Annotated in this window: 23 protein-coding genes; 9 read left to right on the top strand and 14 right to left on the bottom strand. The window is 69.3% G+C overall.

Features of this window, described 5'->3' with window-relative positions:
* Nucleotides 1–115: 115 nt before the first annotated feature.
* From QH270_RS04230 to QH270_RS04220, 3 genes are read right to left on the bottom strand one after another with little or no spacing between them, the layout of a single operon-like run.
* Nucleotides 116–1,135 carry a 3-oxoacyl-ACP synthase III family protein gene (locus QH270_RS04230; protein ID WP_280338987.1) on the bottom strand — a complete coding sequence of 340 codons (1,020 nt, stop codon included), beginning with the start codon at nucleotides 1,133–1,135 and terminating at the stop codon, nucleotides 116–118.
* Nucleotides 1,132–1,791: an SRPBCC family protein gene (locus QH270_RS04225; protein ID WP_280338986.1), complete on the bottom strand. Its 660-nt coding sequence runs from the start codon at nucleotides 1,789–1,791 to the stop codon at nucleotides 1,132–1,134. The genes QH270_RS04230 and QH270_RS04225 overlap by 4 nt, the downstream gene beginning before the upstream one ends.
* Nucleotides 1,788–3,473 (bottom strand): thiamine pyrophosphate-binding protein, encoded by a 1,686-nt coding sequence (locus QH270_RS04220; RefSeq protein ID WP_280338985.1) that lies wholly within the window; start codon nucleotides 3,471–3,473, stop codon nucleotides 1,788–1,790. Before QH270_RS04220 ends, QH270_RS04225 begins: the two co-directional genes overlap by 4 nt.
* A gap of 150 nt (nucleotides 3,474–3,623) precedes the next feature.
* On the opposite strand from QH270_RS04220, the gene QH270_RS04215 reads away from it, so the two are divergent.
* The 3 genes from QH270_RS04215 (at nucleotide 3,624) to QH270_RS04205 (ending at nucleotide 6,000) form a co-directional block, all read left to right on the top strand.
* Entirely contained in the window at nucleotides 3,624–4,151 is a 528-nt protein-coding gene (locus QH270_RS04215; protein WP_110037770.1) for an EXLDI protein, read from the top strand.
* Between the two features lie 113 nt (nucleotides 4,152–4,264).
* Nucleotides 4,265–5,224, top strand: coding sequence for an ATP-binding cassette domain-containing protein (locus QH270_RS04210; protein ID WP_280338984.1), 960 nt, complete (start codon nucleotides 4,265–4,267; stop codon nucleotides 5,222–5,224).
* Complete coding sequence (locus QH270_RS04205) at nucleotides 5,221–6,000, top strand: ABC transporter permease (RefSeq protein ID WP_280338983.1); 780 nt, start codon at nucleotides 5,221–5,223, stop codon at nucleotides 5,998–6,000. Before QH270_RS04210 ends, QH270_RS04205 begins: the two co-directional genes overlap by 4 nt.
* A gap of 52 nt (nucleotides 6,001–6,052) precedes the next feature.
* On the opposite strand, the gene QH270_RS04200 is transcribed toward QH270_RS04205, so the two are convergent.
* The 3 genes from QH270_RS04200 to QH270_RS04190 all read right to left on the bottom strand — a co-directional run bounded on the left by QH270_RS04200 (nucleotide 6,053) and on the right by QH270_RS04190 (nucleotide 7,968).
* Nucleotides 6,053–6,751 (bottom strand): zf-HC2 domain-containing protein, encoded by a 699-nt coding sequence (locus QH270_RS04200; RefSeq protein WP_280338982.1) that lies wholly within the window; start codon nucleotides 6,749–6,751, stop codon nucleotides 6,053–6,055.
* A complete protein-coding gene (locus QH270_RS04195; RefSeq protein ID WP_280338981.1) occupies nucleotides 6,748–7,257 on the bottom strand; it encodes a sigma-70 family RNA polymerase sigma factor in 510 nt (169 codons plus the stop codon). The genes QH270_RS04200 and QH270_RS04195 overlap by 4 nt, the downstream gene beginning before the upstream one ends.
* 69 nt (nucleotides 7,258–7,326) lie before the next feature.
* Nucleotides 7,327–7,968, bottom strand: a complete 642-nt coding sequence (locus QH270_RS04190; protein WP_280338980.1) for a YqgE/AlgH family protein — start codon at nucleotides 7,966–7,968, stop codon at nucleotides 7,327–7,329.
* A gap of 106 nt (nucleotides 7,969–8,074) precedes the next feature.
* Between QH270_RS04190 and QH270_RS04185 the strand changes: the two genes are divergently transcribed.
* Entirely contained in the window at nucleotides 8,075–8,824 is a 750-nt protein-coding gene (locus tag QH270_RS04185; RefSeq protein WP_280338979.1) for a lysophospholipid acyltransferase family protein, read from the top strand.
* Here QH270_RS04185 and QH270_RS04180 read toward each other — a convergent pair.
* Nucleotides 8,818–9,129, bottom strand: a complete 312-nt coding sequence (locus QH270_RS04180) for a GNAT family N-acetyltransferase (RefSeq protein WP_280338978.1) — start codon at nucleotides 9,127–9,129, stop codon at nucleotides 8,818–8,820. The genes QH270_RS04185 and QH270_RS04180 overlap by 7 nt on opposite strands.
* Before the next feature lie 33 nt (nucleotides 9,130–9,162).
* Here QH270_RS04180 and QH270_RS04175 point away from each other — a divergent pair, with 33 nt between their 5' ends.
* Nucleotides 9,163–10,287, top strand: coding sequence for a glycerate kinase (locus QH270_RS04175; protein ID WP_280338977.1), 1,125 nt, complete (start codon nucleotides 9,163–9,165; stop codon nucleotides 10,285–10,287).
* Nucleotides 10,288–10,291: 4 nt separating this feature from the next.
* Here QH270_RS04175 and QH270_RS04170 read toward each other — a convergent pair whose 3' ends face one another.
* Complete coding sequence (locus QH270_RS04170) at nucleotides 10,292–10,669, bottom strand: winged helix-turn-helix transcriptional regulator (RefSeq protein ID WP_110037761.1); 378 nt, start codon at nucleotides 10,667–10,669, stop codon at nucleotides 10,292–10,294.
* Nucleotides 10,670–10,812: 143 nt separating this feature from the next.
* Between QH270_RS04170 and QH270_RS04165 the strand changes: the two genes are divergently transcribed.
* Nucleotides 10,813–11,694: an NAD(P)-dependent oxidoreductase gene (locus QH270_RS04165; RefSeq protein ID WP_280338976.1), complete on the top strand. Its 882-nt coding sequence runs from the start codon at nucleotides 10,813–10,815 to the stop codon at nucleotides 11,692–11,694.
* Nucleotides 11,695–11,740: 46 nt separating this feature from the next.
* Here the strand turns inward: QH270_RS04165 and QH270_RS04160 are convergent, their stop codons facing one another.
* Genes QH270_RS04160 through QH270_RS04150 form a run of 3 tightly spaced genes read right to left on the bottom strand, consistent with a single transcriptional unit; the run spans nucleotide 11,741 to nucleotide 13,729 of the window.
* Nucleotides 11,741–11,977, bottom strand: coding sequence for a helix-turn-helix transcriptional regulator (locus tag QH270_RS04160; protein ID WP_232995771.1), 237 nt, complete (start codon nucleotides 11,975–11,977; stop codon nucleotides 11,741–11,743).
* Nucleotides 11,967–12,803, bottom strand: coding sequence for an ABC transporter permease (locus QH270_RS04155; protein ID WP_280338975.1), 837 nt, complete (start codon nucleotides 12,801–12,803; stop codon nucleotides 11,967–11,969). The genes QH270_RS04160 and QH270_RS04155 overlap by 11 nt, the downstream gene beginning before the upstream one ends.
* A complete protein-coding gene (locus tag QH270_RS04150; RefSeq protein WP_280338974.1) occupies nucleotides 12,800–13,729 on the bottom strand; it encodes an ABC transporter ATP-binding protein in 930 nt (309 codons plus the stop codon). Before QH270_RS04150 ends, QH270_RS04155 begins: the two co-directional genes overlap by 4 nt.
* A 179-nt stretch (nucleotides 13,730–13,908) precedes the next feature.
* Here QH270_RS04150 and QH270_RS04145 point away from each other — a divergent pair, with 179 nt between their 5' ends.
* Nucleotides 13,909–14,355, top strand: a complete 447-nt coding sequence (locus tag QH270_RS04145) for a nitroreductase/quinone reductase family protein (RefSeq protein WP_280338989.1) — start codon at nucleotides 13,909–13,911, stop codon at nucleotides 14,353–14,355.
* Here the strand turns inward: QH270_RS04145 and aroQ are convergent.
* Together aroQ and QH270_RS04135 are read right to left on the bottom strand one after the other, a co-directional pair.
* Nucleotides 14,352–14,798, bottom strand: coding sequence for a type II 3-dehydroquinate dehydratase (gene aroQ / locus QH270_RS04140; protein WP_280338973.1), 447 nt, complete (start codon nucleotides 14,796–14,798; stop codon nucleotides 14,352–14,354). The two genes, QH270_RS04145 and aroQ, sit on opposite strands and share 4 nt — an antisense overlap.
* Nucleotides 14,799–14,813: 15 nt before the next feature.
* Nucleotides 14,814–15,383 (bottom strand): hypothetical protein, encoded by a 570-nt coding sequence (locus QH270_RS04135; protein WP_280338972.1) that lies wholly within the window; start codon nucleotides 15,381–15,383, stop codon nucleotides 14,814–14,816.
* A 441-nt stretch (nucleotides 15,384–15,824) separates the two neighbouring features.
* On the opposite strand from QH270_RS04135, the gene QH270_RS04130 reads away from it, so the two are divergent.
* Both QH270_RS04130 and QH270_RS04125 read left to right on the top strand, forming a co-directional pair.
* The gene (locus QH270_RS04130) at nucleotides 15,825–17,462 is read left to right on the top strand and encodes an NTF2-like N-terminal transpeptidase domain-containing protein (RefSeq protein ID WP_280338971.1); all 1,638 of its coding nucleotides are present in this window, start codon (nucleotides 15,825–15,827) and stop codon (nucleotides 17,460–17,462) included.
* Between the two features lie 84 nt (nucleotides 17,463–17,546).
* Nucleotides 17,547–17,903, top strand: a complete 357-nt coding sequence (locus tag QH270_RS04125) for a DUF3054 domain-containing protein (protein ID WP_280338970.1) — start codon at nucleotides 17,547–17,549, stop codon at nucleotides 17,901–17,903.
* Here QH270_RS04125 and QH270_RS04120 read toward each other — a convergent pair.
* Complete coding sequence (locus QH270_RS04120; RefSeq protein WP_280338969.1) at nucleotides 17,900–18,982, bottom strand: lysylphosphatidylglycerol synthase transmembrane domain-containing protein; 1,083 nt, start codon at nucleotides 18,980–18,982, stop codon at nucleotides 17,900–17,902. The genes QH270_RS04125 and QH270_RS04120 overlap by 4 nt on opposite strands.
* Nucleotides 18,983–18,986 lie beyond the last annotated feature (4 nt).

Raw genomic sequence — 18,986 nt, 5'->3', positions numbered from 1 at the left:
CGGCACCTGGAGCGGGTCGTGCAGGCGGAGGGTCCGCAGACCATCGCGGCCATTCTGGTCGAGAGCGTGCCGGGCACCGGGGGGGCGGGCACCCCGGTTCCCCCCAGCCGCACGGTCATCGCGCCGCGCCCCAGCGCACGGCGGCGGCGCCGGCGAAATCACCCGCGTGCGCGAACGCCGACAGCAGCACCACCGACCCGTTGCGTAGGCGTCCGGCCCGGTTCTCCACATCCAGGGTGACGGGAATGCCCGCGGCGAACAGGTTTCCGCACCGGTCGAACGTGTCGGGATGACGTTCGGCGGGCAGTTCGAGCGCGTCGTGCCAGTTGCGCAGGAACAGCCGGTTGGGCTGATTGGTGACGAAGGTGTCGATATCGCGCCCCTTCACGCCGATGTGGTCGCAGACCGCCAGCGCCACCTCGGGGACGAGGCGATTGCCGCGCGCGAACACCTTGGTGATCTTCGATTCGGTGAAGCTCACGCAGCCCTGGCCCTCGCCCGGTTCCCAGTACTTGCGTGGACCGTTGGTGGAGAAGTCCATGTCACCGGCGAATTCGGGGTAGGTGCGGCATTCGATGTCGAGGATCGGCGCCGTGTCGTCCTTGCGCAGCAAGCCGATACCGCAGCCGTCACCCGGCACCGGCGCCTGTGCGAGCTTGCGGATCTCGGGCTGGGTGAACACCGGTCCGGCGCAGTTCTGGGTGGCGACGATCAGCGCGGTGCGGGCATCGCTGGTGGCCATGATCATCCGCGCCAGCGACATCATGTGCACGAAGGCCGCGCAGCCGCCGTTGTGCACGTCGAACACGTGCGCCGGCTTCGCGCCGAGCCGTCGCGCGAGCTCGGGACCGGCGCCGAGCACCGGATTGTCGGGGAGCTGGGTGTGGGTGATGATGATGTCGATCTCGCCGGCGAGGCCGTCACCGTGCCGTTCGCGCAGCGCCGCGAAGGCCCGTTCGGCCATGTCGACGGCGGTTTCGTCACGAGAGACGTGATGACGGCCGGTCGGGGACCGGAACATCACGTTCTTGGCCATCCGGTCGGAACGCGAGAACTGGGTGAAGTACTCGGTCGGGACGGGGTCGCCGGGCAGGTAGCTCGCGACGTCGACGAGGCTGACAGTCGGGAGGTTCATCGCATCCACTCCGGCTTGATCGGCAGCCCGTGCGCCGCGCGGTATTCACAGATGGCCTTGAGGTTGTCCAGCTCGAGCTGGTGCCCGGCGGAGAACATCTCCCAGAAATCGCCCACCCACACCGGCCGCTTCGGCGGCGCTGTCTCGGGATAGCCGTTCTCGTCGTAGAAGGGGTGTTTGCAGTTGACCCACAGCACCACCGAGCCCGGCTTGTCGAACACCACCTGCGCGTCGACCACCCGCATCAGGTAGATCATCCACAGGTGCTCGGACTGGTCCCAGGCGCAGTGGTAGTCCACGGTCATGGCGTCGGGGTGGGCGACGGTTCTGGTGTAGCACTTGGTCGCATCGCCGAGCCGGTCATAGGACAGCCACAGCCCCGGCTCGTCGGTCTCGGTGAATCCGCGCAGGCTGTAGGTCCATTCCTCGAGCGAGCGGGTGTCGGCGAGATACTCGAAGACCTCGCGCGGTGGTGCGGCGATGTAGGTCTGCACCGGGCAGTAGTCGCCGTAGATCTGATCGTGCGGGTACACCGACCGCAGCATGTCCATGATGATCGGCGTCGTGGCGTCCCGGTCGGAGTTCTCGATCCGCAGGACGCCGGGGATCACCGCGTCGGGGATGTCGCTGAGGGCGGGCAGGGCGCTGGTGGTCACGGGGTACTCCTCGAAGCGTCGATGGTCGACAGAAAGGGCAGGAACGGCGGTATCTCGTCGGGGTCGCACAGGATTTCGAGAAAGGACGGGCCGGTGGCGGTGACACCGGCACGCAGGGCTGCGGCGAGTTCGCCGGGCTCGGCGACGGTGCGCGCGGGCAGCCCCGGGAACATGGCGGCGATGCCGGCGCCGAGGTGCGTGCTACGGAACCTGTTGAAGCTGTAGCGATCTCGGTAGTAAAGCTGTTCTCTGGTGACGCACATGGCGTGCGCGTTGTTGTTGAACACCACGAAGGTGACGGGCAGGTCGTGTTCGACGGCGGTGTGCAGCTCCATCCCGTGCATGTAGAACGAGCCGTCGCCGGCGATCACGATCGTGCGATGCGGACCGTCGGCGGCGTGGCGGCGGGCGAACGCGGACCCGATGCCCGCGCCGAAGGCGTATCCCATGCCGCCCATCCCGAGGGCGACGACGAATCGTCCGTCCTCGGGCACCCGTAGGTAATGCACCACGGCCGCGCCGGTGTTACCCGCGTCGACGAAAATGTCCGCGCCGCTGGGGAGTTCGCGCTGAATCGCCTCGACGACAGTGCGATACCGCAGGCCGGGACCGTCGGCCGCGGGCACCGGCATCGGGGTGAGGTCGGCCGCCGCCTCGCCGCGGGCCGGGGCGGTGCCTAGCCGCGTGAGCAGCTCGGTGATGGTCGCGGCGAGGTCGGGACCGTCGAGGTGGCGCGCCGCCGGATGCGGCGGCAGCACCCCGATGCTGAGGACGGGAAGTTCGGTGAGGAGTGCGTCGAGGCCGGCGCGGGCGGTCACCGGGAGGCGGGTGCCGACCAGCAGGCAGGCACTGGCCGACCGCAGCGCCTCGACGAGTTCGGCGTGGCCCATGCTGCCCGCCACGCCGCAGTAGCCGGGCCCGGTGTTCGGGTAGACGTCCTTGGCGTCGGGCGCGAGGCCGATCGAGGCGTCGAGCGCGGCGACGAGTTCGGCCAGTTCGGCGCGCGCGTCGTCGCGGGCGACCTGGTCACCGGCGATGAGCACGATCTTGCCGGTGCGCCGGGCGGCGGCGAGTTCGGCGGCGAGTTCGGCGACCGTCGGATGACCGTCGGCAGCGCGGGGCCGAGTCGCCCTGCTCGGCGGAGCGGGCGGATCGATCGGCATGGATTGTTGCTGAACATCTTTGGGCAGTAGCAGGACGGCGGGGCCGCCGCCTTTCGCCGCGGTCACCGCCGCCGCGAGATGTCCAGGCAGCTCGGCCGGGTCGTCGACGCGCGCGCAGTATCGGCTGACGGTCGCGAACAGTGCTGCCGCGTCGATGGATTCGGCCAGTCCGCTCGAATCCTGAAAGGCGCCGCGCCCTTCCAGGCTGGTCGGTGGTTGTCCGATCAGCGCGAGGACGGGCACCCGCGAGGTGTAGGACTCGGCGAGCCCGGCCACCAGGTTCATCGCGCCACCGCCCGAGGTGGCGACGACGATGCCGAGCCCGCCGGTGCTGCGGGCGTACCCATCGGCCATGGTGGCGGCGGAGAACTCGTGCTTGGCGACGACGCCCACCGGCCCGTTCGCGTCGAAGATCGCGTCGTAGACGTCTTCGATATTGGCGCCGTCGACCCCGAAGATATGGGTGATCCCCAGATCGGCGATCATGTCCACCAGATAGTCGACCACTCGGCCCGGCATCGGCCCTCCTCCTGACACGCCCGCCGTGTCCAGCGGACGACGACGGACGGATCGTCCGTACACGAGTGATACGGCGCCGCGCCGAGGACGGTTCACCGGGCCGCGAAGTTCCCTCTTGCTTGTACGTATACATCTACGTATAGTGAGTTCATGCCCAACAAGACGATCTACGTTTCCGACGACGACCTGTCGCTGTTCCAGCGCGCGCAGGAACTCGTCGGCGGAAATCTGTCCGGCGCGGTCGTCACCGCGCTGCGTCGCTTCATCGACCTGGAGGAAGGTCGCCAGGCGGGGTTCGACGAGATCGTCCTGCAGGTCGGCCGTGACGGCGTGCGGCAGGTGCGCTTCCAGGGTTCCCTGCTGGGCGAGTGGCGCGATGTCGGCGACGAGCGCGTCCTGGATCAGAAGGTCTACCGCAGCCGCAAGGGCAAGCTCGTGCTGCACACGCACACGGCCCTGTGGAAGGACTACCCCACCGGCGAGGCGGCCGGTGACATGAAGGACTGGAAGTACTGGCGCCGCATGTTCGGCATCGGCGACCGGCCCTGGGACTGGGGCGATTACGAATACGAGATCCTCGACGACGTCGCGGCGCTGAAGGGTCGCGTCCCGGACAAGCTCTACCGCAAGGTCGAGGACATCTACTCGCATCCGCAGATCGAGGAGCTCGACATCTAGCGGCTCGCGACAACCACACACCGACAACCAGCACCGCAGCCCCGGAGGGGCTGTGTGGGTAACTCATGCGCTTATTCGCAACAATGAATGCAATTCTCTGGAAAGGGACGACCATGGTCAACTCGGCCATCACCGCACGCGGCCTGCGCAAGGCCTATGGCGAGCACACGGTCCTCGACGGCATCGACCTCACCGTCGCCGAGGGCACGATCTTCTCCCTGCTCGGCCCCAACGGCGCGGGCAAGACCACCACCGTGCAGATCCTCACCACGCTGATCGGCGCCGACGGCGGCGAGATCACCGTCGGCGGCCACGATGTGGTGACCGGGCGGGACGGGGTACGTGAACTGATCGGCGTCACCGGGCAGTTCGCCGCGGTCGACGAACTGCTGACCGGCCGCGAGAACCTGCACCTGATGGGCGATCTCAACCATCTGCCCCGCCGCGAGACCAGCCGCCTCGCCGCCGAACTGCTCGACCGGTTCGACCTGATCGAGGCGGCTGACAAGCCCGCGAGCACCTACTCCGGCGGCATGACCCGACGGCTCGATCTGGCCATGACACTGGTCGGCGACCCGCGGGTGATCTTCCTCGACGAGCCGACCACCGGCCTCGATCCGCGCAGCCGCCGCGCCATCTGGGACATCATCCGCACGCTGGTCGACGACCGCGGCGTGACCGTCTTCCTCACCACCCAGTACCTCGAGGAAGCCGACCAGCTGGCCGACCGCATCGCCGTACTCGACCACGGCAGCATCGTCGCCGAGGGCACCGCGGCCGAACTCAAGCGCCTGATCCCCGGCGGCCACATCCGCATCGACTTCGCCGATCAGCGGGCCATGACCGCCGCCCAGTACGCGTTCGGCTCGACCGCTCGCGTCCTCGAGGGCGGCGACGGGCTCACCCTCGCGGTGCCGAGCGACGGCGGCGTGCGCTCGCTGCGCGCGGTACTCGACCTGCTCGACGCCGAGCACATCGAAGCGGGCGGCATCTCCGTGCACACCCCGAATCTCGACGACGTCTTCCTCACCCTCACCGGCCGCGCCACCACTGAGCAGGAGTCTCTGGCATGAGCACACCGACCGTTTCGAACCATGCGCTCGCGGACACCATGACGATGTTGCGGCGCAACATCATTCACGCCAAGCGCTACCCGAGCATGGTGTTCGGCATCCTCATCATGCCGACCGTCCTGCTGCTGGTGTTCAACTTCGTCTTCGGTGGGGCGCTGGAGAAGTCCTCCGGCGGCGAGTACATCGACTATCTGGCGCCGGGCATGCTGCTGTTGCTGCCCGCGTACATGACGGTCTCGGTGGCGGTCTCCATCGCCACCGACAAGAGCAAGGGCATCGTGAATCGCTTTCGGGTGATGGCGATCTCGCAGTCCTCGATGCTCACCGGGCACGTCATCGGCACGCTCATCCAGGCGCTGGGCGGCATGGCCGTGATGACCGGCGTCGCGCTGCTGATCGGCTTCCGGCCGACCGCGAACCCGGTCGAATGGGTGGCCGCCCTCGGCCTGCTCATGCTGGTGACCTTCGCCTTCGCCTGGCTGGCCATCGCGCTCGGCCTGCTCTCGCCCAACCCCGAAAGCGCGAGCAACGCACCGTTTCCGATCGTGATGATGCCGTTCCTCGGCAGCGGCCTGGTGGCCACCGACACCATGCCGATCGGCCTGCGCCAGTTCGCCGAGTACCAGCCCTTCACCCCTATCACCGAGACCCTGCGCGGGCTGCTGATGGGCACCGAGATCGGCGTCAACGGCTGGGTCGCGCTGGCCTGGTGCGCCGTGATCGCCGGCGGCGGTTACCTCTGGTCGAAGTCCATCTTCCGCAAGCAAGCTGACTGATCGGGCGTCAACGGATCCGGCCACCCCGCGCGGGTGGCCGGATCTTCGGCGTTCACACCTGGGCGACCAGGACGGTGCGCCCGGAATCCACCGACGTGATCTCCACGGCGTCGACGGATTCCGGCGCTGCGTCGATCGTGCGGTCGACGGTCAGTTCGGTGCCGGGCCCGGCGGGCCACTGGTCCAACGGGATTCGCTCGCCGTCCACGGTGACCACCAGGCCGTAGTCGTAGGCGGTGCCGTAGCCGTAGTCGACGCCGCCGTAGCGGCAGGTCATCACCAGGCGGGTGCGGTCGCCGTCGCGGACCAGTTTCACCTCGGCGGTGATCGGGGTCTGCTCGACCGCGCGCATCTGCTGCTGGGCAACGACCTGCTCGGTGGGCGAGTCGGACCCGGCGACCGTCATCGTCACCGGCACGGCGACCGCCACCGTCGCGGCGACCGCGGCCACCGCGCTGCCGATGCCGAGCAGGCGGGTACGCCGCCTGCGCCGCTCGGCCGCCGCGGCCAGGGTGGGCAGCAGGTCGGGAGCGGCGGACGTCGCGGGCTCGGGCGATTCGATCATCGACAGCGCGGTGTCGCGGTCGACCAGCGCGAGCATGCCGGGCAGCCCGGCCAGCTCGGCGACGGCGTTCTGGCAGTGCGGGCAATCGCGCAGATGGGCCTCGAATTCGCGGCGCTCGGCGGCGCCGAGGGAACCGAGCACGTAGGCGGCGTCCCAGGTGCTGTACTCGTCGGCGAGATCGGTCATCTGTTGGTCACCCCCATCTCCTGTAAGGCCAGGCGCATCGCGCGCATGCCGTAGTGCAGCCGGGATTTCACGGTGCCCGGCGGAATGCCGAGCTCGTCGGCGATCTGCTGCATGCCGAGCCCGCGATAGTAGGCGCGCACGATCACCTCGCGGTGATCCGGGCTCAGCTTGCTGAGCGCGTCGGCGACCAGCCAGCCGTCCAGCGCCCGATCGGACTGGTCGGGACTCACCTGCTCCGGCGGGGTATCGGTGCCGAACTCGCGGCGGTGGCGGGCGCTGCGGTGTTCGTCGACGGCGAGGTTACGCGCCACGGTGAACAGCCAGGCGCGCGGCGAGGTCTCGGTCTGTTCCAGCACCGCGGGCCGCTGCCAGGCCCGCAGCAGGGTCTCCTGCACGATGTCCTCGGCCCGGCCGGGATCGCGGGTGAGGCCGAGGGTGAAGCGCCACAGGGCGGGCGCGTGCTCGGCGTAGAGCGCGCGCATCAGTTCGTCGCGACCGTCGTCCATCGGCGGCCGTGCTCACTGCTCGTCGATATTCATGGGTGTCACTCCTGCCTGTTCGAAGGAGTAACGGGGTCAGTTGCGCTCGAGTTCAATCGGATGCGTGGCCAGCAGGGCCAGCGGCAGCGGCTGACGGCGCAGCACGGCCGCCCACAGATCGTGCTGGTCGGTGGCGAGCGGGTCCGAGGGCAGCGCCGAGACCACGACCCAGTCGTCGTTGTCGAGTTCGCCGTCGAGCTGACCCATCGACCAGCCCGCGTACCCGGCGAAGATCCGGACGCCCTCGACGAGCGGCCCGATCTCGGCCGGATCGGCGTCCAGGTCGACGAGGACCACCCGGCCGTCGACCCGCCGCAGCCCGCGGACATCGGAGATGTCGGCCCCGGTGCGCAGCGTGCCGAGGCACAGCGCCGCGTCCCGTTTCACCGGCCCGCCGATGTACAGGTCGGTCGGCGCCGCGGCCAGCGCGCTCCACGCGGGCAGCACATCGCGCACCGGCGTCTCGCTGGGCCGGTTCAGCACGACGCCGAGACTGCCCGCGTCGTTGTGCTCGATGACGTACACCACGGTGCGCCGGAAGGTCGGTTCCACCAGGTCGATCGCCGACACCAGCAGGTTGCCGGCGCGCACGCCCACCGCGGGTTGCCCGCGCCGCCGGTCATCGCCGTGCCCGTCGCGAGTCCGGCGCTCGTCCGGGTCGTCTCCGCGTGGTGCCACCGAGCCATCATCGCACTGGACGGGCGTCGCGCGCTCCCCGGCGACGGCTCCGGACCGGAAAATTTCTCCTCCGACCGGCCGCGGGCGCGCCCGGTAGGGTCGCGGCATGCACTCGCCCGAGGTTGTTCTCGAAGACAGCGACGCCGTGTACGACTACTACCTGCGACATCAGCAGAACCGCTGGAAGGCGCTGGCGTCCTATGCCGTGCTGGCCCGCCGCTTCCGGCCGAGGGTGAGCTTCGCCGAGGGCGCGAAACAGCAGTTGAAGGCCCTGCTCCGCAGCGGTCGTCCGGTGATCTACGCCATCAACCACCTCTCCACCAGCGACCCGTACACCGTCGCGGCGACGGCATGGCGCTCCCCGCTGCGCACGAAGATCGGGCGTGTGCGGGTGCTGGCCAAGGACGAGTTGTTCCTCGACGCGGAGCAGCGCCGCAAGGTCGACATGATGGGCGGGATCCCGGTCTTCCGCGGCAAGGACCACGGGATCAGAGCGGTCAACGCCGCAGGTCAGCGCATGATGGACGTGTGCGCGCAGCGGCTGGCCGCCGGTGACCACCTGGCGATCTTCCCCGAGGGCACCTGCAACGACGCCGATCCGGCGAAGGTCCAGGCCGTGGGCAGCGGGATCGGGCACATCGCCTTCCGCGCGGCCAAGCTGGACGCGCCACCGGCGCTGGTGGCGCTGGCCATGAGTTACGGACCGCATCTGGAACCGACCGCCGAGCAGGTGCGCTCGGCGAGCTTCTACTTCCGCGCGCCCGTGCTCGAGTTGCCGCAGCGGCCCGCCGACATCGCGCGCCTCGTCAAGGACGAATTGCAGCGCGCGGTCGACGCCGCGGTCGCGAACTACTGAGGCAATCCGAACAGGGCCCTGGCCCGCTGCGGCACCAGTGCGATGTAATCGGGGTGGGTCGTGATGAAGTGCAGGACCATCGGACACAGCGGCAGCACCTCGAAGCCCTCGCCGCGGCTGGCGTCCAAGGCGTGCTTGACCAGAACGTTCGCCAGTCCCTGCCCTTCGAACCGGGGAAAGACCTCGGTGTGCACGAGGGCGCGTTCGGCCCCGGTGTCCTGATACTCGATGTAACCGGCGGGCACCCCGTCGGCCGTGAGTTCGAACCGCTCGAGCGCGGCATTTTTCCGGACCTCGGTCGCCATGCGTCGAAACTACTGGAAGGGGACAATGTCGGGATGACCGATGGACCACGTGTGGTGCTCGCCCCGGACAAGTTCAAGGGTTCCCTCACCGCGCCCGAGGTCGCCACGGCCCTCGCGGCCGGGATCCGGCGCGCCGACCCCGGCGCCGACGTGCGCTGTGTGCCGGTCGCCGACGGCGGTGACGGAATGGTCGACGCGTTCGTCGCGGCGGGCTGGCGGCGGGTGGAGGTGGCCGCCCCCGGCCCGGTCGGCGAGCCGTCGCGCGCGGTGTACGCCGTGCACGAGCGGACGGCGGTCGTCGAGTTGGCCGCCGCCGTCGGCGCGGCGAAACTGCGCGGCAGGCTCGACCCGCTGCGCTCGAACACCTACGGCCTCGGTGTCGTCGTCGCGCACGCGCTCGACAACGGGGCGGAGGAGATCGTGCTCGGCCTCGGCGGCAGCGCGTCCACCGACGGCGGATCCGGCCTGCTGCGCGCCCTCGGGCTGCGGCTGCTCGATCGCGACGGCGTCGAATTGGACGGCGCCGCCAGCGACGTAGTGACGCTGCTCGACACCGTGGCCTCGGTCGATCGGGCAGGCCTGCATCCGGCGATCGCCCGGACCAGGTTCACCCTCGCCTGCGATGTGGACAACCCGCTGCTCGGCCCGGCCGGTGCGGTAGCGGTGTTCGGGCCGCAGAAGGGCGCGGGCCCGAAACAGATGCTCGAGCTGGAAGCCGCGCTCACCAACTGGGCGGCCGTGCTCGGCACCGGCTACGCCGAGATCGGTGGGGCGGGCGCCGCGGGCGGCACCGGATTCGGCGTCCTGGCCGTGCTCGGCGCGCAGGTGCGCAGCGGCATCGACGTGCTGCTCGAGCTGCTGGAATTCCCCGACCTGGTCGGCGGTGCCGCGCTGGTGGTGACCGGGGAGGGCTCGCTGGATCACCAGAGCATGCACGGCAAGGCGCCGGTCGGGGTCGCCGCGGCGGCCAAGGCGGCCGGGGTTCCGGTCGTCGCCGCGGTCGGGCGGACGCTGTTGTCGCCGGGGGAGATCCGTGCCGCCGGGTTCGCCGGGTGCTACGCGCTGAGCGACCTCGAACCCGATCCGGGACTGTCGATCGCGCACGCGGCGGAGCTGCTCGAGCGCGTCGGCGAGCGCATCGCGGCGGAGCGCTGGTAGCGGCTCAGATCGCGATGCTGGTGGCGGGGCGCGGTGGCGCGGGCACCGGGGCGGGCGCGGACAGTTCCGCGCGGTGGGCGTCACCCCACTGTTCGAGCGGGACGAGCGCCTGGCGCAGGGTCTCGCCGAGCGGCGTCAACGAGTACTCGACCCGGGGCGGGATCTCGGGATAGATCTCGCGGTGCACCACGCCGGTGCTCTCCAGGTGCCGCAGGTTCTCGGCGAGCACCTTCTCGCTGACGCCGTCGAGCATCCGCCGGATCTGCCCGAACCGCTGCGGGCCGTCGCCGAGCACCCACATCAGGTGCAGTCGCCACTTGCCGCCGACGACGTCGATGGCCAAACTCATGCCGCACACATCGTGATCTACGTCACTGCTCATCTTCGGGGCGCCCTTCTGACCGTATTTCGAACCTCTGGGTAAGCAACCGCACGTCGACGTTCGGTCTTCCCCGACGATACCGACGCGACCACCATTGATCTCGGCGCCGAACCAGCAAGCAACGAGAATCGAAGGGACACCCCATGTCCGAGCAGAACACCCCCCGCTCCGTCTCCGTGCTCGGCCTCGGCCCGATGGGCCAGGCCATGGTGCGGGCGTTCCTGGACGCCGGCGTCGAGGTGACCGTGTGGAACCGCAGCACCGCCAAGGTCGACGCCATGGTGGCGCTGGGCGCCAAGCGCGCCGAGACGGTCGCCGAGGCGCTCGCCGCCAACGAGGTGTCGGTCCTGAGCCTGACCCACTACGCCGCCATGTACGACGTCCTCGGCCAGGCACCGGAGGCGCTGGCGGGCAAGGTGATCGCCAACCTGTCCTCGGATTCGCCGGAGAAGGCGCGGGCCGGCGCGGCCTGGGTCCGTGAGCGCGGCGCCGAGTTCATCTCCGGTGGCGTGATGTCGGCGGGCGACAACCTCGTGCACCCCGCGTCCTACATCTTCTACAGCGGCCCGAAGGCGGTGTTCGACGCGCACGCCGAACTGCTGCGCCCGCTGAGCCCGCAGGAGTACCTGGGCGCCGACGACGGCCTGGCCCAGATCTACTACCAGGCCCTGCTGACCATCTTCCATCCGTGGCTGCTCGCCTTCGACCAGGCCACGGCGGTGATCGCGAAGTCGGGCCACGACATCACCGGGTTCGTCCCGTTCGCGATCCGGGCGAGCGAGGCCTTCCCGCACTTCATGACGGAGTTCTCGAAGGCCAACGCGGCAGGCGGCTGGGCCGATCTGGCCAGCCTGAAGATGATGGACGCCGGCGCGCAGCACATCATCGACGCCAGCGAGGAAGTCGGCGTCGACGCGGGTTTCTCGCACCTGGCGCAGTCGTACTGGCGCAAGGCCGTCGCCGCCAGCGAGGCCGCGGGCAAGGCGATCTCCACCTTCGAGCTGATGCGCGACGGTCAGCGCTGACCCGCACGGACGAAACCGCCCGGCATGAGCTGCCGGGCGGTTCGTCTCACGCGGTCTCGGCGCCGAGCCGGGGGAACGGCTCGGTGGCGAACACCACCTCCACCGCCACCTCGAAATAGGCCGCGATCCGCAGGGCCAGATGCAGGCTGGGACTGTATTCGCCCCGCTCGAGGTAGCCGACGGTCTGATAGTGCACACCCAGCGCCTCGGCCAGGTCCCGTCGCGAGATGCCGCGTTCGGCGCGCAGCATCGCGATGCGGTTGTAGATGACCTCAGAAGGCACGCTGCATCGCCTTTTCCTTTCGCGCCGCCATGGTCGCGCCCGACTCGCGCTCAGCCATCCGGCGCAGCACCACCGGTGCGAGCAGCAGGCCAACGGCGGCCCAGGCACCCAGTACCGCAACGGTTTCCAGATGACGCCAGGACTGTCCGAGCTCGATGGCGACCGCGTCGGCGGGCAGCAACGCCGAGCGCATGCCGAGGCCGAGCCAGTACATCGGGAACACCTGGCCCACCGCCTGCAGCCAGCCGGGCAGCGCGGTGATCGGATAGAAGATGCCGGAGACGGCGATCAGTCCCATCAGCGGCATGGTGAGCAGGAAGGCCGACCTGGTGTCGAGGTAGCTGCCGAGGATCGCGCCGAACGGCAACACGGCCAGCAGGCCGAGCGCGACGACCCACGCGAAGGTCGCCACCGCTCCCGCTCCGCTCAGCGAGGAGCCGCCGATGATCACCATGCCCACCCCGAGCACGATAACGACCTGCGCGAGCACCGAGCCCGCGGTGGCCACGATCTTGCCGACGAAATAGCCGACCATGCCCTTCGGCACCGCCTTCGCGCGCAGCAGCGTGCCGTCCTCGCGGTCCTGCACCAGCACGTTGAGCAGGGCGTACATGCCGTTGAACGCGATGATGCTGCCGAGCAGACCCGGCACGGCGAGTTCGGCGACCGACATGCCGCTCTCGCCGTACATCTTGTCGCGCAGCAGGAACAACACCCCGATTGTGATGGCGGAGGTGAGGAATTGACCGATCAGGTCCGTCGCGTTGGTGAACTGTTGCCGCAGCTCGATCAGGCCGCGGCTGATGCCGATTCGGATCGCGTTCATCGGGTGACCTCCGCGAGAGTGTGGACGGGGGCGGCGTCCTCGCCGGATTCCGCGCGCCGGACCAGTGTCATGTAGGTGTCCTCGAGGGAGGCGCGCCGCACCTCGAGGTCGCCGACCGCCTCGCCGTGCTGCTTGAACAGCTCGTGCACGTACTTGGTCGACTCGGTGGTGGTATGCACGAAGCGCTGCCCGTCGACGGTCCAGCTCACCTGCGCCTCGCCGGCGATCGAGCGGGACAGCTCATCGGGCGAGCCGTCGGCGATGACGCGACCACCGGCCAGGATCAGGATCCGGTCGGCCAGCTTCTCGGCCTCGTCGAGGTCGTGCGTGGTGAGCAGCACGGTGGTCTCCTCCAGGTCGGCGAGCCGGTGCACCAGGTCGTGGAAGTCGCGCCGCGCCGCCGGGTCGAAACCCGCGGTCGGTTCGTCCATGAACAGCAGGTCCGGCTTGCCCACGACGCCGATCGCCACATCCAGCCTGCGCCGCTGTCCACCGGAGAGGGTCGCGATCTTGGCGTCGGCCAGCTCGGTGAGTCCGACCAGCTCGATGAGTTGGTCGGTGTCCCAGGGTCGTTGGGTGCGGGCCGTCGCGTAGGGGCGGTAGTACGTGCCCAGATGGGTGAGCAGTTCGCGGACCCGCCATTTGGCGTGATCACGCCAGGACTGCAGCACGACGCCGATCCGCGCCCGCCACTGCTCGTCACCGTGTTCGGGATCGGTCCCCAGCACCTCGACCTGACCGGCCGACCTCCTGCGGAACCCCTCGAGGATCTCGATCGTGGTGGTTTTGCCCGCGCCGTTGGGCCCGAGCATCACGAGCACCTCCCCGCGCCCGGCCTGAAATGTCACGTCGTGCAGCACATCCGTCTCGGCATACCGCATACGCAGTTGACGGACGTCGAGAACAACGCCGTTGCTCGAAGCCATGAGTCCTCCCAGTCATCGACCTTCGATGGTATGTAGCATATGTACTACATTTCATCGTGGCAATACTTCAGGGGAATCCGACATACCGGAAAGTGAGAGCACTGCTCTTGACAACTGCCCCCGTCGCGCGCATGCTTCTATCAACAGAGAGCAGTGCTCACAGTTCAGGAGTGATCAAGATGGACAACGCGACCCGCTACCTCCGCCCCACCGGCCTCGACCCGATCATGAACAAGATCGCCAACCTGCTGCCCAAGCTGGGCATCAGCGTCGCTGGTTCGCGGCTGCTCGCCGTGCGCGGCCGCAAGAGCGGCGAATGGCGCACGGCCATGGTCAACGTGCTCACGGCCGCCGACGGGTCGCGCTACCTGGTCGCCCCGCGCGGGCACACCCAGTGGGTGCGCAACCTGCGCGTCGCGGGCGACGGTGAGCTGCGCCTCGGCCGCAAGGTCGAAACCTTCACCGCCACCGAGGTTCCCGACGCGGCGAAGGTGCCGCTGCTGCGGCTCTACCTGGAGAAGTGGGGTTGGGAGGTCGGCAAGTTCTTCGAGGGCGTCGACAAGAACGCCGACGACGAACAGCTCGCCGCCATCGCGCCGGGGTTCCCGGTCTTCCGTCTCGCCTAACGCGAGCCGAGGAACTCGATCGCGGCGGCGTAGCCCTGGATGCCGAGGCCCGCGATCACCGCGGTCGCGATCGGGGAGACGAACGAATGGTGCCGGAACTCCTCGCGGGCGTGCACATTGCTGATGTGCACCTCGACGATCGGCACCTCGGGGATGACGAGCGCGTCGCGCAGCGCCACCGAGGTGTGGGTGAGTCCACCCGGATTGATCACGATGGCCGACACCTGGCCGCGCGCCTCGTGGATCCGATCGATCAGCGCGCCTTCGTGATTGGACTGGAAGGCCACCACCTCGCGCCCGAACCGGGCAGCCGTCTTCGTGCACAGCGCGACCACGTCGTCGAGGGTGTCGGCACCGTAGATCTGCGGCTGACGGGTGCCGAGCATGTTCAGGTTCGGCCCGTTGAGTACCAGGATCGGACCGGTGGCCTGCACGTTCTCCATGCAGGCCACCTTAATTCACAGTCCGGTCGGGCCCTCCGAGCGCAGGTCGTCGACCTTGCGCATGGCCTCGCGGAGTTCGGCCAGCCAGCTCTCGGCGTGCTTGCCCGCCAGCTTCACCGTCCAGGCCAGCGCGTCGGCGCGGGAGCGGGCGACGCCCGCGTCGATCAGCGTGTCGAGGACCTGCCGTTCGGGCTGGCGCAGCCGCGTCATCACCGGAACCGCGAGGTGGGTGAACAGGACGCGCTCCCCGTCGAGCCGCACGCCCCAGGCGACGCTGCGGCGATAACGGCGCTGGGCCTCGTCGGCGATCTGCATCCGGGCGGGGCGGGTCGACTCGCGCCAGCGGGCGAGCGCGCCCTCCTTCGTGGCCGCCGAGACCGGCGCTCCGTCGGCGGCTTCGGGCGGCGGCAGTTCGCCGACGACCACGATCTCGTCGCGGTCGATCTCGATCTCGGGCGGCCCGGTGAACCAGTCGGCGGGCAATCGTCCGGCGAACCAGTCCGGCGCGTCGGACGGGTCGGGGAGGTCCGCTTGCTGCCAGCCGCCTGGCCGGCCGAATCCGCGTTCGCGATGAGCGTTCCGCATGGCAATCACCTGCTGTCTGTGTAGCGCACGTTGCGTTGATTACAAGATTACGCCGATATATGCGCGGTGACTTATGCTCTGCGAGAACGTCGCTTCCGGGTGGATTCCGATCGTCGGTCGCCGGGGTTGAGCGGGGGCGGGCCTGGGTATCCTCGCGTTGAATCGCCGGGACAATGCGAGATGCACACAACCGGGCGGGCCTGCCGGTACGGTTAGCGCGCCAGTTGTTGCCACTGGCTGGGCGAGGTTCGAAATCGGCCCCTCGGCAGGGGGAGATATCGGGCACAATCGAGGTGCTGTGGTCGGGTAGTCGTCCCGTGTTACCGGGGCATCGGAGACGGGTCAACTTCCGGTACGGTGGATTTGTTACCGGAGTGGCAAGAGTGAAGAGTGGGCGATATGGATGTGTGGGGATCCCGCCGCTTTCGGGTCCGGGGCGCAATGGCGATCGCGGGGGTCGCGACCCTCGCCATCGCGCTGTGCTCGTGCGGGGTGGGGGACAAGTCCAGTGAGTCGGAATCGGTTGTCCAGCGGTTCACCGACTTGCTCGACGAGCAGGACTACACCAAGGCCGCCGACCTGACCTCGTACCCCGCCGCCGCTTCGGCAACCATGAAGCAAATGTTCGAGGGCCTCGCGACCGGCACGGTCGACTACGAGAAGACCCAGGTCATCGATCTCGATCCGCAGTCGGCCATCTTCAGCATGGACGTCGCCTGGAACTTCGGTGAGCGCAAGGACTGGACCTATACCCTCCAGGGCACCGTCCGCAAGCTCGCCATCGGCTGGCGCATCACCTGGGAGCCCGCGGTCGTGATGCCGCAGCTCACCAACAATCGCACCGTCAAGCTGGTGCGCACCACCGCGAAGCCGCCGCCGCGGGTCGTCGACCTGGCCGGTGAGCCGCTGATGACCGAGCAGACGATCAATGTCATCAAGATCGATCCGAGCCGCACCGGCGACCTCGTCGGCTCGACCAACGCGCTGGCCGAGGCCATCGAACCGGTCGCGCCGCTGATCACCGGGCCCTCGCTGATGCAGCAGCTGGCCGCGTCGCAGGGACAGCCGGTGGTCGCGGTCAACCTGCGCGAGGGCGATTTCGCGATCCTGGAACCGCGGATGGCCAAGGTGCCCGGTGTGGTGATGGAGAAGCAGCCCAAGCTGATCTCGGCCGACCGGCGCACCTGGTCGCCCATGCTGGACGCGCTGCGCGAGGTGTGGTTCGACAGCCAGGAGGCCACCGCGGGCTGGGGCGTGCAGATCTTCGAGGCCGATGGCCGGTTCGTCAACCAGGTCGCCGGGTACCAGGGCCCGGCCGGGCCGGACATCTCCGCGACGATGGACCAGCGGTTGCAGCGCGCGGCCGAGGACGCGGTCGTCAGCGTCGGCACCCCGGCCTCGGTGGTGGCGATCCAGCCGTCCACCGGCGCGGTCGTCGCGGTCGCGCAGAACAGCTACGCCACCGAGAAGGGGCCGATCGCGTTCACCGGTCTGTACCCGGCGGGCGGCACGATGGAACTGTTCCGCACCGTCGCCGCCGCGACGAAGAACAAAGCGCCACAGGATGTCTCGGAGCAGGAGGCGGCCGAGGCGGCCACCGCGCTCGGCGTCGGCGTCGACTTCAAGGTGCACGGGCTCGACGAGGTGACCGGCCGGATCGCCGCGCCGGGACGCAGCACCGAACAGGTGCGGCAGGGAGCGGGCTCCGACGCCGTGCTGGCCAGCCCGTTCGGCATGGCCATCGCCGCCGCCGCGATCACCCGCGGCTCGGTGGTCCCGCCGATGATCGAGAACGGCAAGCCGAGCACCACCGAGACCCCGGTGCCCGCGCTCCCGCAGCCAGCGGTGGACCGGTTGCGCGCCATGATGCACGAGGGCATCGGCAAGCCGGAGGCCGCCGCGCTGCGCGGTTTCCGCGATGTCACCGCCTTCACCGCGACCGGCGGCTCCGACGGCTGGCTGCTCGCGGCCATGGGCGACCTGGTCTTCGCGGTGCACATCGCCGACGCCGACAGCGGCGACGCCACCTCGCGACTCGCGTCCGTCCTGCTGAAATCCCTGGCCACGCCCGAACCGTAAGCGCGGATGTGCGTGCAGATCGCGCACTGGTCAGGGGCGGTGGGGCCGGTCTCGATGTCGATCATGAACGGTTAGGCTCCAGGCGTGAGGAGATTCGCGCCGTTGCTTGTCGATGCCCTGCTGGTGATCGTTTTCTGTGCGATCGGTCGGCGCAGTCACGACGAGGCGGTGCTGGCGGGTCTGCTGAAGACGGTGTGGCCGTTCGGGATCGGGCTGCTCGTCGGCTGGGCGGTCGCGGTGTTCATCGCGCGTGGCAGTCGATTCGACGCGACGGCGGTGTGGCCGAGCGGGCTCGTCATCTGGGCGTGCACCCTCGTCGGCGGCATGCTGTTGCGGGCCGTGAGCGGGCAGGGGGTGGCCGTGAGCTTCATCATCGTCGCGGCGAGCGTCCTCGCGCTGTTCCTGCTCGGCTGGCGCGCGGCGATCCGGGCGCTGCGCTAGATCCGGCGCTGCCGCTTGAACTCCTGCTCGTACTCGTCGTCGTCGGCGTGTGGGGTGCGGTAGAGGAACGCGAAGACGATCCAGCCGACGATCGCGACGAGGATGAAGCTCACGAACCGGTAGACGAACGCGGCCGCCACCGCCTGTGAGGCGGGCAGACCGGCGCCGGCGGTGAGGCCGTAGATGAGAGTCGCGTCCACGTAGACGATGCCGCCCGGCGCGAACGGGATGGAGCCGACGGCCTTGCCCGCGGTGAACGCGATGAGCAGGCCGGACAGCTTGGGATCGGCGCCGACCGCGTAACAGGCCGCGCCGAGACAGGCCACGTCGGCGAACCGGTGCACCAGCGCCCACACCCCGACCAGCGCCGCGTCCTTCTTGCCCAGGTCCACCGATTCGAGCTGGGCCCTGATCTCGGCCAGCTTCGCGATGCCGTTGCCCGCGGGCTTCTTCCTGATCCGGTTCACCAGCGCGAGCACCCGCTTGAGGATCGCCTCCAGGGTGCCGGGATGCCTGGCCAGGTAGTTCGCCGCGATCAGCACCACGCCGAGGATCACCACCGAGGCGATCAGCTTGCCGCCGATCTGCGTGCCGACCAGCAGAGCGCCGCCGATGCCGAGCAGGGCCAGCCCGGCCGCGGCCACCACGCCGGAGAACACCAGCTGCCAGGACGCCACGATCGGGCTCGCTCCCCAGCGCCGGGTCTGGCGGTAGGTGAACGCGGTGGAGAACACCTGACCGGCGGGCAGCGTCACCGACATGGCGGTCGCGCCGTACACCACCGACACCGACTTGCGCTGGCTGACATCCACCCCGCCCGCGTGCAGCAGCTGCTTCTGCACCCGGCCGAAACCGCTCATCGACATCGCCTGCAACACGATGCACAGCAGCAGCCAGCCCCAATGGATCTCGGTGAGCGTGCGCCAGGATTCGTGCAGCCGCGGCCACAGGTAGACGCCCTCGCCGACGAGCAGGGCGAGCAGCACCGCACCGAGCACCCACTTGACCCACCGGAACCGGCGGCGGCGCTCGGTCGGTGGCGAGGCGGGTTCGCCTGCTAGGTCGCCGTCGGCCGTCACGGTC

Source organism: Nocardia neocaledoniensis, assembly GCF_029868625.1.
Taxonomy (GTDB): Bacteria; Actinomycetota; Actinomycetes; order Mycobacteriales; family Mycobacteriaceae; genus Nocardia; species Nocardia neocaledoniensis_A.
This window is presented reverse-complemented; position numbering and strand designations above follow the sequence as displayed.